The 15521-nt window shown below is 55.0% G+C and carries 12 protein-coding genes; 4 read left to right on the top strand and 8 right to left on the bottom strand.

What is annotated here, in order from left to right; genetic code table 11:
* Positions 1 to 54 precede the first annotated feature (54 nt).
* A complete protein-coding gene (gene barA, locus DK872_RS24455; RefSeq protein WP_161518928.1) occupies positions 55 to 2820 on the top strand; it encodes a two-component sensor histidine kinase BarA in 2766 nt (921 codons plus the stop codon).
* Positions 2821 to 2960: 140 nt separating this feature from the next.
* Here barA and DK872_RS24450 read toward each other — a convergent pair whose 3' ends face one another.
* The 8 genes from DK872_RS24450 to syd form a co-directional block, all read right to left on the bottom strand.
* Positions 2961 to 4100, bottom strand: coding sequence for a glycerate kinase (locus tag DK872_RS24450; protein ID WP_161518927.1), 1140 nt, complete (start codon positions 4098 to 4100; stop codon positions 2961 to 2963).
* Between the two features lie 87 nt (positions 4101 to 4187).
* Positions 4188 to 5528, bottom strand: a complete 1341-nt coding sequence (gudD, locus tag DK872_RS24445) for a glucarate dehydratase (protein ID WP_035889489.1) — start codon at positions 5526 to 5528, stop codon at positions 4188 to 4190.
* Positions 5529 to 5546: 18 nt separating this feature from the next.
* A complete protein-coding gene (locus tag DK872_RS24440) occupies positions 5547 to 6887 on the bottom strand; it encodes an enolase C-terminal domain-like protein (protein ID WP_149289147.1) in 1341 nt (446 codons plus the stop codon).
* Entirely contained in the window at positions 6887 to 8239 is a 1353-nt protein-coding gene (locus tag DK872_RS24435; RefSeq protein WP_007373281.1) for an MFS transporter, read from the bottom strand. Before DK872_RS24435 ends, DK872_RS24440 begins: the two co-directional genes overlap by 1 nt.
* 378 nt (positions 8240 to 8617) lie before the next feature.
* The gene (locus tag DK872_RS24430; protein WP_007373280.1) at positions 8618 to 9067 is read right to left on the bottom strand and encodes a flavodoxin; all 450 of its coding nucleotides are present in this window, start codon (positions 9065 to 9067) and stop codon (positions 8618 to 8620) included.
* Positions 9068 to 9072: 5 nt separating this feature from the next.
* On the bottom strand, positions 9073 to 9867 hold the full coding sequence (gene truC / locus DK872_RS24425; protein ID WP_007373279.1) for a tRNA pseudouridine(65) synthase TruC: 795 nt from the start codon (positions 9865 to 9867) through the stop codon (positions 9073 to 9075).
* Entirely contained in the window at positions 9867 to 10196 is a 330-nt protein-coding gene (locus tag DK872_RS24420; RefSeq protein WP_007373278.1) for a YqcC family protein, read from the bottom strand. Before DK872_RS24420 ends, truC begins: the two co-directional genes overlap by 1 nt.
* 632 nt (positions 10197 to 10828) lie before the next feature.
* Positions 10829 to 11374 (bottom strand): SecY-interacting protein, encoded by a 546-nt coding sequence (gene syd / locus DK872_RS24415; RefSeq protein ID WP_007373277.1) that lies wholly within the window; start codon positions 11372 to 11374, stop codon positions 10829 to 10831.
* Between the two features lie 69 nt (positions 11375 to 11443).
* Here syd and queF point away from each other — a divergent pair, with 69 nt between their 5' ends.
* The 3 genes from queF to DK872_RS24400 all read left to right on the top strand — a co-directional run bounded on the left by queF (position 11444) and on the right by DK872_RS24400 (position 15475).
* Complete coding sequence (gene queF, locus DK872_RS24410; protein ID WP_007373276.1) at positions 11444 to 12289, top strand: NADPH-dependent 7-cyano-7-deazaguanine reductase QueF; 846 nt, start codon at positions 11444 to 11446, stop codon at positions 12287 to 12289.
* A gap of 87 nt (positions 12290 to 12376) precedes the next feature.
* The gene (gene ppnN / locus DK872_RS24405; RefSeq protein WP_007373275.1) at positions 12377 to 13741 is read left to right on the top strand and encodes a nucleotide 5'-monophosphate nucleosidase PpnN; all 1365 of its coding nucleotides are present in this window, start codon (positions 12377 to 12379) and stop codon (positions 13739 to 13741) included.
* 444 nt (positions 13742 to 14185) lie between these two features.
* Entirely contained in the window at positions 14186 to 15475 is a 1290-nt protein-coding gene (locus DK872_RS24400) for an HAAAP family serine/threonine permease (protein WP_007373273.1), read from the top strand.
* Positions 15476 to 15521 lie beyond the last annotated feature (46 nt).

Raw genomic sequence — 15521 nt, 5'->3', positions numbered from 1 at the left:
AGTGAATATTCTCAATAACTGTGTAATGGCCTAATTCTCCCATAACGGAACTCCATGACCAACTACAGCTTGCGCGCACGCATGATGATTCTGATCCTGGCCCCCACTGTGCTTATCGGTGTGCTGCTCAGTATCTTTTTCGTCGTTCACCGCTATAACGATTTACAGCGTCAACTGGAAGACGCAGGCGCCAGTATTATTGAACCGCTGGCGGTTTCCAGCGAATACAGTATGGCGCTACAGGATCGCGAAGCCATTGGCCAGTTGATTAGCGTGCTTCACCGCCGACATTCTGACATCGTCCGCGCTATCACCATTTACGACGGGCGCAACGACGTGTTCGTTTCGTCCAATTTCCAGCTTGATGGCGACGATCTCAGGCTGCCAGAAGGGCAGCCTTTCCCGCGCAAGCTGAGCGTTACCCGCCGTGGCGATACGATGGTGCTGCGCACGCCGATCCTGTCCGAGGGACTTGAACCGGCAAACACCGCTCTGCCTGCGGATAAAATCACCGGCAATATGCTCGGCTATGTGGCGCTACAGTTGGATCTGAAATCGGTACGCTTGCAGCAGTACAAGGAGATTTTTATCTCCAGCCTGATGATTTTTTTCTGTATTGGTATTGCGCTGATTTTTGGCTGGCGTCTGATGCGCGACGTGACCGGCCCCATTCGTAATATGGTGAATACCGTCGACCGTATCCGTCGCGGGCAGCTCGACAGCCGTGTTGAAGGTTTTATGCTCGGCGAGCTGGATATGCTGAAAAACGGCATCAATTCGATGGCCATGTCGCTGGCGGCCTACCACGAAGAGATGCAGCATAATATCGATCAATCCACCTCGGATTTGCGTGAAACGCTGGAGCAGATGGAGATCCAGAACGTTGAGCTGGACCTGGCGAAAAAGCGTGCGCAGGAAGCTGCGCGTATTAAATCTGAGTTCCTCGCCAATATGTCTCATGAGCTGCGCACACCGCTGAATGGCGTGATTGGCTTTACCCGTTTGACATTAAAATCTGAGCTGAATCCGACCCAGCGCGATCACCTGCTGACCATTGAACGCTCGGCAAATAACCTGCTGGCGATCATTAACGATGTGCTGGACTTCTCCAAGCTGGAAGCGGGCAAACTGATCCTCGAAAGCATTCCATTCCCTTTACGCAACACGCTGGATGAGGTGGTGATCTTGCTGGCGCACTCGGCGCACGATAAGGGGCTTGAGCTGACGCTGAACATCAAAAATGATGTCCCGGATAATGTGATTGGCGACCCGCTGCGTCTGCAGCAGGTGATCACCAATCTGATCGGCAACGCCATCAAGTTTACTGAACACGGCAATATTGATGTGGTGGTTGAGAAACGCGCCATCAGTAATAACAAAGTGCAAATTGAGGTGCAGATCCGTGATACCGGCATCGGCATCCCGGAACGCGATCAGTCGCGCCTGTTCCAGGCATTTCGTCAGGCGGATGCCAGCATCTCTCGCCGTCACGGCGGTACTGGCCTAGGGTTGGTGATCACGCAACGGCTGGTGAATGAGATGGGCGGCGATATCTCTTTCCATAGCCAGCCAAACCGGGGTTCGACCTTCTGGTTCCATATTGATCTCGACCTCAATCCAAACGCCATCACCGAAGCGCCGACCACGGAAAGACTGGCCGGTAAACGTCTGGCATATGTCGAACCGAATGCTGCGGCGGCGCAAAGCACGCTGGAAGTGCTGAACAACACGCCGCTGGAGATAATTTACAGCCCGTCATTCTCGGCGCTCCCGCAAGGGCACTACGATATTTTGCTGTTGGCGGTGCCGGTAACCGTGCGCGAGCCGCTCAGTATGCAGCACGATCGCCTGGCGCGTGCGGCAGCCATGACCGACTACTTGCTGCTGGCGCTGCCGTGCCACGCGCAGGTGAATGCCGAAGAGCTGAAACAGGATGGCGCAGCGGCTTGTCTGCTTAAACCGCTGACGACCACCCGCCTGCTGCCCGCGTTGACCGAATACTGCCGCACGACGCAACTGGTTCTGGCCTCACATGCGGATGAAAGCAAACTGCCAATGAGCGTCATGGCGGTAGATGACAACCCGGCGAATCTGAAGCTGATTGGCGTTCTGCTTGAGGATCAGGTGCAGCACGTTGAGCTGTGCGAGAACGGTTTGCAGGCCATCGAGCGGGCCAAACAGATGCAGTTCGATCTGATTCTGATGGATATCCAGATGCCGGATATGGACGGTATTCGCGCCTGCGAGTTGATCCGCCAACTACCGCATCAACAGCAAACGCCAGTGGTCGCCGTGACCGCCCATGCGATGGCCGGGCAAAAAGAGAAGCTACTCAGCGCCGGGATGAACGATTATCTGGCCAAACCAATCGAAGAAGATAAGCTTCATAACCTGCTGTTGCGCTACAAGCCCGGCCCGGAAACCAGTATCTGGCATACGCCGGAAACCGAAGAGATCCCGGTGGAACTGCCGATCAATCACGATGCCACACTCGACTGGCAACTGGCATTGCGCCAGGCGGCGGGAAAAACCGAACTTGCGCGCGAGATGCTGCATATGCTGGTCGAGTTTCTGCCGGAGATCCGCAATATGGTGGAAGAACAACTGGTTGGCGAAGCGCCGCAGGGGCTGCCGGAAGCGATCCACAAACTGCACGGCAGTTGCGGTTACAGCGGCGTTCCTCGGCTGAAAAACCTTTGCCAGCTCATTGAGCATCAACTGCGTAGCGGCGTCAGTGCCGACGAGCTGGAACCGGAGTTTCTGGAGTTGCTTGATGAAATGGATAACGTTACACGTGAAGCGCACCGCTTGATTGGGTAGCAATATTGAGAGTAACGGATGGCCTGAACGCCGGATGACTTGCATGCCGGATGGCAGCGACGCCTTATCCCGCCAGGGATAGCGCGAAATTTTGTCGCTTTGTAAGCCGGATAAGCGGCAGCGCTATCCGGCAAAAATAACTACAGTTGCTGCCCCGCTTTTAGCACCGCCGCCACATTGCGCGCCGTCATGCGGACGTTTTCGCCTGCATTTTCCAGCGCTTTTTCCAGCGTACAGATCGTATAGAGCACGCTGAAAACAGCATCAATGCCGTGATCGTGTACCACACCAACATCGGCGGTGAGGCTCCCGGCAATGCCGATCACCGGAATATTGTAGCGTTTGGCCACTTTCGCTACGCCGACCGGCACCTTGCCATGCACCGTCTGGCTGTCGATGCGCCCTTCGCCGGTGATCACCAGATCCGCGCCCCTGACGTGTTTATCCAGCGCCAGCGCGTCGGTGACAATCTCGATCCCCTGGCGCAATTCCGCGCCGCAAAAGGCATATAACGCCGCGCCCATGCCGCCCGCTGCGCCGCCCCCCGCCAGGTTCAGTACGTCGATATCCAGATCGCTGGCAATGATCTCTGCATAGTGCTCGAGCGCCTTATCGAGCCGGGCAATCATCTCTGGCGTCGCGCCTTTCTGCGGGCCAAAAACTGCCGATGCCCCCGCTTCACCGGTTAATGGATTGGTCACGTCGCAGGCGACCTCAATGCGACAACCGGCAAGGCGTTTATCCAGCTCGCGGAGATCAATGCGCGCCAGCGATTCCAGCGCCGCACCGCCTGGCGCAATCTGTCGATCCTGCTCGTCGAGCAGCTTTGCGCCCAGCGCCTGCACCATGCCAGCGCCACCGTCATTGGTGGCGCTGCCGCCGATACCAATAATGATATGTTTAACTCCTGCATCCAGCGCATGGCGGATCAGTTCGCCGGTTCCCCACGAAGTGGTAATCAGCGGATCGCGCTTCGCCGGTGGCACCATTTCCAGCCCGCTGGCCGCCGCCATTTCAATGAACGCCGACTGCTCATCGCCGGAAATGCCATAAAATCCTTCCGCCTGTTCGCCCAGCGGGCCTTTCACCGCTACCTTAACAATACGACCGTTGGTCGCTGCAACCATGGCTTCTACCGTCCCTTCGCCACCGTCTGCAACCGGAATTTTTATATACTCCGCCGAGGGAAATATCTCGCGAAAACCACGCTCAATGGCCGTCGCAACTTCCAGGGCGCTTAAGCTTTCTTTGTAAGAGTCAGGAGCGATAACAATCTTCATAAGCCATCCTTATGCATATTCACAACAATAAGCATACACCCAGGAAAGGTACTGAAATGCCAGCCCCCGCAAGGACTGGCAATTTCATTAACGCACCATGCAGGGCCGTTTGTTATCAAACTTCCAGTCAGGGATCAGATACTGCATCCCCATAGCATCATCACGCGCGCCAAGGCCATGTTTCTGATATAGCTCGTTGGCTTTCATCACCTGATCCATATCCAGTTCAACGCCCAGACCCGGCGTGGTCGGAACCTGTACCATCCCGCCTTTGATTTCGAACGGCTGTTTGGTCAGGCGCTGATTGCCCTCCTGCCAGATCCAGTGTGTGTCGATAGCGGTAATGTTGCCAGGCGCAGCGGCAGCGACGTGAGTGAACATCGCCAGCGAAATATCAAAGTGGTTGTTGGAGTGCGAACCCCAGGTCAGGCCAAATTCGTGGCACATTTGCGCCACACGTACCGAGCCCTGCATCGTCCAGAAATGCGGATCCGCCAGCGGAATATCCACCGATTGCAGCGACAGCGTATGCCCCATCTGCCGCCAGTCGGTGGCGATCATGTTGGTCGCCGTCGGCAGACCGGTCGCCCGGCGGAATTCCGCCATCACTTCACGGCCGGAGAAGCCCTGTTCAGCACCGCAGGGATCTTCCGCGTAAGCCAGCACACCTTTCAGATGCTTACCGATTTTGATGGCTTCATCCAGCGACCATGCGCCATTGGGATCCAGCGTGACGCGCGCCTGCGGGAAGCGTTTTGCCAGCGCGGAAATGGCTTCCGCCTCTTCCATGCCCGCCAGAACGCCGCCTTTCAGTTTGAAATCGTTAAAGCCATATTTTTCATACGCGGCTTCCGCCAGACGCACGACGCGATCCGGCGTCATTGCCTCTTCATGGCGAACGCGATACCAGTCGCATTTGTCATCCGGCTGACTCTGGTACGGCAGCGGCGTTTTTTTGCTGTCGCCGACGAAGAACAGGTAGCCCAGCATCTCCACTTCATTACGCTGCTGGCCTTCGCCCAGCAGGGAGGCGACGTTGACGCCAAGGTGCTGGCCTAACAGATCCAGCATCGCCGCTTCGATGCCCGTCACCACATGGATCGTGGTACGCAGATCGAAGGTTTGCAGGCCGCGGCCGCCTGCATCGCGATCGGCGAAAGTCTGGCGCACGCTGTTCAGCACGTTTTTGTACTCACCCAGCGTTTTACCAACCACCAGCGGAATCGCATCTTCCAGCGTTTTACGGATTTTCTCGCCGCCCGGAATTTCCCCCACGCCGGTGTGTCCTGCGTTGTCTTTGATCACCACGATATTACGGGTGAAGAAAGGGGCATGCGCGCCGCTCAGATTCATCAACATGCTGTCGTGCCCGGCAACCGGGATCACCTGCATGGATGCGACAACGGGGGTAGACGTATATGTGCTCATTTTTTATCCTTTTCTCTCTCAATGACGTCCAAAGACCGGGCGTTTTTTGTCAAACGTCCAGCCCGGGATGAGGTACTGCATCGGGCCTGCGTCATTGCGCGCGCCGCCAGGCAGTTTTTTATAGGCGGCATGCGCTTTCTCGATTTGATGCCAGTCGATCTCCACGCCGAGGCCAGGTGCATCCGGCACGGCAATTTTGCCCTGCCTGATTTCCAGCGGCTGTTGGGTCAGGCGGGCATCGCCCTCCTGCCAGATCCAGTGGGTGTCGATAGCGGTTGGCGTTCCCGGCGCAGCGGCGCCGACATGGGTAAACATCGCCAGTGAAATATCGAAATGATTGTTGGAGTGACAGCCCCAGGTCAGCCCCCAGTCGTCACACAACTGCGCAATCCGCACGGCGCCTGAGAGCGTCCAGAAGTGCGGATCCGCCAGCGGAATATCGACGGCATTCAGCATCACCGCATGGCCCATTTCTCGCCAGTTGGTGGCGATCATATTAGTGGCGACCGGCAGGCCGGTGGCGCGGCGGAACTCCGCCATCACTTCGCGGCCGGAGAAGCCCTGCTCGGCACCGCACGGATCTTCGGCGTAGGTCAGCACATCATTCAGCCCCTTACACAGGCTAATGGCTTCGTCCAGCAGCCAGGCGCCGTTCGGATCCACCGTAATGCGCGCATTCGGGAAGCGTTTTTTCAGCGCCTTCACGGTTTCAATCTCTTGCTCGCCGGGCAGGACACCGCCTTTCAGTTTGAAATCTTTGAAGCCGTAGCGATCCTGCGAGGCCTCCGCCAGACGTACCACCGCATCGCTGGTCATCGCTTCCTGATGACGCAGGCGATACCATTCGTGGCTGCCGGGCGTGGCATCCAGATAGGGAAGATCGGTTTTCGTGCGATCGCCGACATAGAACAGATAACCCAGTACCGTTACGGCATCGCGCTGTTTGCCGGGGCCAAGCAGTTCGCACACCGGTACGTTCAAAGCTTTACCGAGCAGATCGAGCAGCGCGGCTTCCAGTGCTGCAACCGCATTGACGCGCAGTTCAAAGGTCCATGCGCCTTTGCCGAAGGTGTCGAAATCCGCCGCCTGGTTGCCTTTATGCACGCGCTGCACCACTTTGTTCAGCCGGGCAACTTCCTGCCCGACCACCATCGGAGTGGCATCGACCAGCGTTTTGTAGATCACTTCGCCGCCGGGCGCTTCACCGACGCCAGTATTCCCGGCGTTATCCGTCAGCACGACAATGTTGCGCGTGAAGTAGGCGTTATGCGCGCCGCCAATGTTCATCAGCATACTGTCATGCCCGGCTACGGGAATGACTTTCATCCCGGTGATAATCGGGCTGGCTTGTGTATTCATTACTCGCGTCCTGTAGGTTTCAGTACGATACGTTTGATATCGCCGACCAGTACCAGATAGCTCAGTACCGCCACCAGCGCATGGATACCGACATAAATCAGCGCGCCATTAAACGAACCGGTAGAGCCAACGATGTAGCCGATAGCAATGGGCGTCACGATACCGGAGATGTTACCGAACATATTGAACAGGCCGCCGCTCAGACCGCTGATCTCTTTCGGCGCGGTATCTGCCATCACCGCCCAGCCCAGCGCGCCAATCCCTTTACCGAAGAAGGCCAGCGACATAAAGCCGATGATCATCATTTCGGAGTTGGTGTAGTTACAAAAAACCATGCTCATCGACAGCAGCATGCCCAGCACGATCGGTGTTTTGCGGGCCATATTCAGTGAGCCGTAGCGACGCATTAACCAGTCTGAAATGATGCCGCCAAGTACACCGCCGACAAACCCGCAAATAGCCGGAATCGACGCCATAAAACCGGCCTTCAGAATCGACATGCCGCGCGCCTGTACCAGATACACCGGGAACCAGGTGATGAAGAAGTAAGTCAGGGCGTTAATGCAGTACTGCCCCAGGTAAACACCGATCATCATGCGCGAACCCAGCAGCTGCTTAATCTGCCCCCATTTTTCCGAGAACGGGACACTGTGAGTATTGTTCTTCTGATCCATGTTGATCAGCGCGCCGCCTTCGGCAATGTACTCCAGCTCCTTCTTGTTGACGCCAGGGTGCTGATTCGGCTCGTGGATCATTTTCTGCCACAGCAGACTGATGAAGATCCCTAAACCGCCCATGAAGAAGAAGACATGCGACCAGCCCACTTCATGCGTCAGCCAGCCCATGATCGGCGCAAAGATAACGGTCGCGAAATATTGTGCGGAGTTAAAAATCGCCACCGCCGTGCCCCTCTCTTGCGCCGGGAACCAGGCCGCAACGATACGACTGTTACCGGGGAAGGAGGGTGATTCGGCCAGACCGACCATAAAACGCAGAGTAAAGAGAGCCACGATGATGCCGAAGCCACTGAAGATATCGACAAAGCCCTGCAATAAGGTAAACAGTGACCAGGTAAAGATGGACCAGAAATAGACCCGTTTGGAGCCAAAGCGGTCAAGCAACCAGCCGCCCGGTATCTGGCCAATCACATAGGCCCAGGAAAATGCAGAAAAAACATAGCCCATGGCGACCGAATCAAGGCCGATGGCTTTGGACATCTCCGAACCGGCAATCGACAAAGTTGCGCGATCGCCGTAGTTGAAGGATGTGACGATAAACAGCATCACCACTATCCAGTAGCGGGCGTTAGTGCGCTTTTCAGCGCCGCTCGCCGCCTGGCTGAATGTACTCATGGTTGTACTCCCGAAGCATCAATGTTCTTTTGTACATTCATCCTGTACGGCACAACCGGTAGGGGAAGACAGGATGATGTAGTTGTGTTTTTTGCTGTTCCTGCCGGGGTTTTCCCCTTAGCGGAGCGCATTTTTTTACTGGCAGGAAAAGTATAAGAAGCGGCCTTTCAAGTCTCACCGTGCAACAACACAACATTCATCAGACCCGGCAAGTTGCTTTATTGCATTAGCCCAGGGTGATGGGGAGTACTTCACGGAAATAGAAACCGGGGATCGGCAAAGAGGGCCTGACGAGGGAAAGGATCGAAGAATGTGAAATGCGTCGCTTGACGCCGTAAAAAGAGGGAATTTTCCCTCCCCGGACGAGGAGGGAAAACATTATTTCAGCAGCGTTGCCCAGCGTTCAACCCACGGATTTGACACACTTTCCGGCTCCGGGTCTTCATTCGCGTCAATCAGCAGCATATCACCGATGCGCTGTGCGCCCTGCTCCTGCAACAACGCATCAAATTGTTTGCCGCCGCCGCAGAAATTGTCGTATGTGCTATCGCCTAGGGCAATCACACCATAATGTAAATCCGGCTGGTAACCCACAGTATCGCGCAGGTAATGGAACAACGGCGCAATGCTGTCCGGCAAATCGCCCTGCCCGGTCGTAGACGTTACCACCAGCGCGTAATGGCCTTTGTTGTTATCCCAGTCCGCCGCTGTAGGATCTTCAAACACCACTGCGCTATGGCCGTGTGCGTTTAAAATTTCCTGCGCTTCTTCCGCCACCAGCAGCGAATTACCGTAGATGGTGCCAACAAAAATTCCGACCTTCGCCATGCTCATCACTCCTTGTGTGATTCGAGATGGCCCTCATCCTGACCGTTCAGCGGCGCAAACTCAACCCTTTCATTCTCAGGGAGAAGCCCGCGCCAGCCGAAGCGCGACAGCGCCTGCATCCACACTTCATCCAGCCCGGCGCGCAGCGTTAAAGCTTCGCCGGTAAACGGGTGCGTGAGCGTTAACTGGCTGGCATGCAGCATCAACCGCTGACAACCAAAATGCTCTGCGGCGCTGCGGTTTTGCCGCAAATCGCCATGCTTGCTGTCGCCAATGATCGGATGACGTAAGTGCGCCAGATGGCGACGTAACTGATGTTTGCGGCCGGTTTTCGGTTCCAGTTCAACCAGCCCATAACGGGTGGTCGGGAATTTACTGGTCGCCACGGGCATTTCGGTGGTCGCCAGCCCGCGATAATGGGTTACCGCTGGCTGCGGCTCTTTATTCGCGCGGGCGAATTTGTCGGCGACTTTGTCCAGCTCCTCCACCAGCGGGTAATCAAGCAGCGCCTCTTCCATCAACCAACCGCGCACAATCGCGTGATAGCGTTTCTGGATTTGATGCTGCTCAAACTGCTGCGCCAGGCGGCGGCCCGCTTCGCTGGAAAGCCCCATCAATAAAACGCCGGACGTTGGCCTGTCGAGACGATGCGCGGTAAAAACGTGCTGGCCGATTTGGTCGCGCACAGTTTGCATTACGACCACTTTTTCATCGCGATCCAGCCAGCTACGGTGTACCAGCCAGCCGGAGGGTTTGTTCACCGCCACCAGCCATTCGTCCTGGTAAATAATCTCCAGCATTAGTCAGCTTCGCTGGCGAACAGCGCGTCAAGCTGCTGAAGATGAACCAGCATCACCTCACGGGAGGGGTGCGTGGCGTCAACAGCGATTTCATAATAGGGCGCGATGGCAAACGCCTGCGGCAGCGGCTGCTGGCTGTCCAGCAGCGCGTGCATACGCGGAATTAATACCCATTGCAGCCACTCGAACGGCTCAAGGGTATCCATACAGAAGGGTTGCGTGCTTTCAAGGGCATCCGGCGCTGGCGCCGCGCTTTGCCACAGATTTTGCTCGCGCAGTTGCGCTTCGAGTTGATGAAGTTGCTCGCGCACTTGTTGATGCAGAGTCATAAAACCCCCAGTAGAAAACAGACTGGCGCGCAGCATAGCAAAGACCAGAGCAAATAAAAAAAGGGAGCACTGTAAAAACAGTGCTCCCGGTTCGTTTCGTAGCAATCCGGCTACTCGTTGTGCTCCCTGCTCATCCTTGAAAACTTTTCCTGTGGTCTCCTGACCGGTTCATCCGTGAACTGTGCATCATGCTCACACCACCCCGATGTGACTTAGCCTCATCCTTAATGCGTGTCCCTGATCATCCTGATCTGTCGGGCATCCTGACCGACTCTCATTCTCCTTCCTGGAGGTGTCCCTTAGCGCAATCCTGCGTTGTCCTGCTGCTTCATCCTGAAGCCTTTCCCTGTAGCACCTTCCCGGTGTGTCCCTGAAGCAACATCATCCTGATGTACGCTTCGTTGTCAGACTCCCTGTCGACAGAAACAGAATTACCCATTCCGCGGCCCCTTACAAGAACGCCTAACGCAAATTTTCTTTTGAATGAAACCCTTTAGGTATAAGGGTTAAAGCGTAACGTTATGAAATTAAATAGTTATAGGGGGAATAGCACAATAACGGTAGGGCAAATGTCCTGGCGATCTCTCACAGGTCGTGTGAGAGATCTCGCACACGCAGAGTAGCATTGAGGACTACACGACAGGTTCGAGGCGGTTGAGAAAATCCGCAAGGCTGGGGGCCAGAACGGTACGCTGACGGGTACCCAGCGTCTCTTGCACCACTTCACCGCTCAGATTACACAGCGAAATGACATCCAGCTCACTATCAAGCGTGGCGATAAACAACGTCGGCGAAAGCTTTAACCGTTTCTGCGTGACAAGGTGACCAATCAGGTTTTCCTGTACGCGCAGAAAATCTTCTTCGCTCCAGGTTTGCAGCAGCGTCAGCGGCAGTGCGCCAAGGCGCGCGTGCATATCGCCGGCGAATTGCGTGGTATAAAACGTATGAACTGGCGTTTGTACCACAATCTCCATTGCCTGCTCAATCGGGTTTACGTTCGGCTGCGCAGAAAATGGCTGAGGTTGCCAGATCACATACTCAGCGGTTGAAGAGATAATGCAGGGCGATGGAATGCCGTGCAGCTCCTCGCTTTGTGGCCAGGTGCCGCGCGCTGCGTGCCACGCGTCGCAATAACGTTCAGTAAAAGCTTTCAGCGCAATGGCCGTCTCGTTTTCCACCGATTTCTCTCTTCACATAAGCCAGGATAAACTCTGCGTAATAGTTTACCTGCAAAATGGCGATGAAACATGTCTTCTTACGATAACCACCAGGCTCTGGCTGGCCTGACGCTTGGCAAAACCACTGATTACCGCGATACCTATGACGCCAGCCTGTTGCAGGGCGTTCCCCGTTCATTAAATCGCGATCCGCTGGGTCTGACGGCCGGGAATCTTCCTTTTCACGGGACGGATATCTGGACGCTTTATGAACTCTCCTGGCTGAATGCCAAAGGTTTGCCGCAGGTTGCGGTAGGCCATGTCGAACTGGACTACGCCAGCGTGAATCTGGTGGAATCGAAAAGCTTTAAACTCTATCTCAACAGTTTTAACCAGACGCGCTTCGCCAGTTGGGATGAGGTACGCGATACCCTGCAACGCGATTTGAGCGCCTGCGCGCAAGGCAGCGTCAGCGTGGCGCTGTACCGCATTGATGAACTGGAAGGTCAGCCGATCGCCCATTTCCATGGCACTTGCATTGACGAACAGGATATTGAAATCGAGAGCTACGCTTTTGACGCTGCGTGGCTGACGGATGCCGCCAGCGGCAAAGTGGTTGACGAGACGTTGGTCAGCCATCTGCTGAAATCAAACTGTCTGATTACCCACCAGCCGGACTGGGGCTCAGTGCAGATCCAGTACCGGGGACCAAAGATCGATCGCGAGAAACTGCTGCGTTATCTGGTCTCTTTCCGCCATCACAACGAGTTTCACGAACAGTGCGTTGAGCGCATTTTTACCGACATTCAGCGCTTCTGCCAGCCGGAAAAACTGAGCGTTTACGCACGCTATACGCGCCGTGGCGGGCTGGATATCAATCCGTGGCGTACCAATACCGATTTCATCCCCGCCACCGGGCGTCTGGTACGTCAGTAAAACATTTCCAGCCGGGTTGTTAAACGTCATAAGCCAGGGCTATTGTAATCAGTGGGAAGATAAATTCCGTCCCGTTAAGGAGTTCACTTGATTACACATATTAGCCCGCTTGGCTCAATGGATATGCTGTCGCAGCTGGAAGTCGATATGCTTAAACGCACGGCCAGCAGCGACCTTTATCAACTGTTTCGCAACTGCTCGCTCGCTGTACTGAACTCAGGGAGCCAGACGGACAGCAGCAAAGAGCTGCTTTCCCGCAATGTCGGTTTTGATATCAATGTGTTGCGCCGTGAACGCGGCGTAAAGCTGGAACTGATCAACCCGCCGGAAGAGGCCTTTGTCGACGGGCGGATCATCCGCTCGTTGCAGGCCAACTTATTCGCGGTCCTGCGCGATATCCTCTTCGTCAGTGGGCAAATTCATAATGCCGGGCGTTTCCAGCATTTAAATCTGGAAAGCTCTATCCATATTACTAACCTGGTCTTCTCCATTTTGCGTAACGCGCGCGCCCTGCACGTCGGCGAAGCGCCAAATATGGTGGTTTGCTGGGGCGGCCACTCGATCAACGAAACCGAATACCTTTACGCCCGACGTGTGGGTACGCAGTTAGGCCTGCGCGAGCTGAATATCTGCACCGGCTGCGGGCCGGGCGCAATGGAAGCGCCGATGAAAGGCGCCGCTGTTGGTCATGCGCAGCAACGCTATAAGGATGGCCGTTTTATCGGTATGACCGAGCCATCCATTATCGCCGCTGAGCCGCCGAATCCGCTGGTCAATGAGTTGATCATCATGCCGGATATTGAAAAACGGCTGGAAGCTTTTGTCCGCATCGCGCACGGGATCATTATCTTTCCTGGCGGCGTGGGCACGGCGGAAGAGCTGCTCTATCTGCTGGGGATCCTGATGAATCCGGCGAACAAAAATCAGGTTCTGCCGCTGATCCTGACCGGGCCGAAAGAGAGTGCGGACTACTTCCGCGTGCTGGACGAATTTATTGTCAATACGCTGGGCGAAGCCGCGCGTCGCCACTACACCATCATCATTAATGATGCGGCTGAAGTGGCGCGTCAGATGAAAAAAGCCATGCCGCTGGTGAAAGAGAACCGTCGCGATACCGGGGATGCCTACAGTTTCAACTGGTCAATTCGCATTGCGCCGGATCTGCAAGTGCCGTTCGAGCCGACCCATGAAAATATGGCAAACCTGAAACTCTACCCAGACCAACCGGTAGAAGTGCTGGCGGCGGATCTGCGCCGGGCCTTCTCGGGTATTGTGGCAGGTAACGTGAAAGAGCCAGGTATCCGCGCGATTGAAGCGTTTGGTCCCTATAAAATTCACGGCGATAGCGACATGATGCGCCGGATGGACGATCTGTTGCAGGGTTTTGTTGCCCAGCACCGTATGAAACTCCCCGGTTCCGCTTACATTCCGTGCTACGAAATTTGTGCCTGATTAACCTTTCCAGGGCGGAGTCATAATCCGCCCTTATACATTGCATTTAACCAACCATTTGCTGATCAGCAATTCATACATTACAACCGCTTTTAATATCGATAAATAACTGCAAAAACGTTGTTTTGCAGTGCTTTTATCATCTTCCATCACCCTGGATTTGATCGCATATCTTGCGGGTGTTAGCCTTTTCGCCCATAAATTTCATATGTTAATAATTAGCCAGATAAATGGTCTAAATATACACACATAAAAAGTAGATTATTGCATTTGAGATCCGCATCACTGATGTTGTCATAACTTATCTGTATCTTTCCGCCGCAAATAGTTACAGGGAGAAATTATAAAAAAACTGTAATTGGCCGACTTAAATATTGACGCTGACGTTTCCGACATTTGATTTGTCTGCAACGGCAGTATTTTGCTTCCCCAGGAGATGTATAAATGGAAACCATTCAGACTGGCGTAGGAACCTCCGTAGAAACACGCAGTTCATGGCGCAAAACCGACACCATGTGGATGTTGGGCCTTTACGGCACAGCCATCGGCGCAGGCGTTCTGTTTCTGCCGATTAACGCCGGTGTCGGCGGCCTGATCCCGCTCATCATCATGGCAATTCTTGCTTTCCCGATGACCTACTTCGCCCACCGTGGCCTGACCCGCTTTGTGTTGTCCGGTAAAAACCCGGGAGAAGACATTACTGAAGTGGTCGAAGAGCACTTCGGTATCGGCGCGGGTAAGTTGATTACCCTGCTTTATTTCTTCGCGATTTATCCGATCCTGCTGGTTTATAGCGTGGCGATCACCAACACCGTGGACAGCTTTATGACCCACCAGTTGGGCATGACCCCGCCGCCGCGCGCGATCCTGTCGCTGATCCTTATCGTAGGTATGATGACCATCGTGCGCTTCGGCGAGCAGATGATTGTGAAAGCGATGAGCATCCTGGTATTTCCGTTCGTTATCGCTCTGATGGTGCTGGCGGTGTACCTGATTCCGCAGTGGAACGGCGCCGTGCTGGAAACCCTGTCGCTGAGCAGTGCTTCCGCCACCGGCAATGGTCTGTGGATGACGCTGTGGCTGGCCATCCCGGTGATGGTGTTCTCGTTTAACCACTCGCCGATCATCTCCTCTTTTGCCGTTGCCAAGCGTGAAGAGTACGGCGCAGAAGCCGAGCGTAAATGCTCCCGCATCCTCGCCTTCGCGCATATCATGATGGTGATGACCGTTATGTTCTTTGTGTTTAGCTGTGTGCTGAGCCTGGCACCCGCCGATCTGGCTTCGGCAAAACAGCAGAACATCTCCATTCTCTCTTATCTGGCGAACCACTTTAATGCGCCGGTTATCGCCTGGATGGCACCGATCATTGCGATGATCGCCATCACCAAATCGTTCCTCGGCCACTACCTGGGCGCGCGTGAAGGCTTTAACGGTATGGTGATTAAGTCTCTGCGCAGCAAAGGCAAATCCATCGAAATCAACAAACTGAATAAAATTACCGCGCTGTTTATGCTGTTGACCACCTGGGCCGTTGCCACCTGGAACCCAAGCATTCTGGGGATGATCGAAACCCTGGGCGGGCCAATCATTGCGATGATTCTGTTCCTGATGCCGATGTACGCCATCGCGAAAGTACCGGCAATGCGCAAATACAGCGGCGCTATCAGCAACATCTTCGTCGTGATTATGGGCCTCATCGCCATCTCCGCGATCTTCTTCTCCCTGTTCAGCTAATCTTTTCGCGCCGTCCTGCCGGGCGGCGCATCCCCTATAGCAATGG

It is taken from the genome of Kosakonia sp. MH5 (assembly GCF_009935945.1).
In the GTDB taxonomy this organism is placed as follows: domain Bacteria; phylum Pseudomonadota; class Gammaproteobacteria; order Enterobacterales; family Enterobacteriaceae; genus Kosakonia; species Kosakonia radicincitans.
Note: the sequence above shows the minus strand (reverse complement) of the source record. Positions and strands in the feature narration are given on the sequence as shown.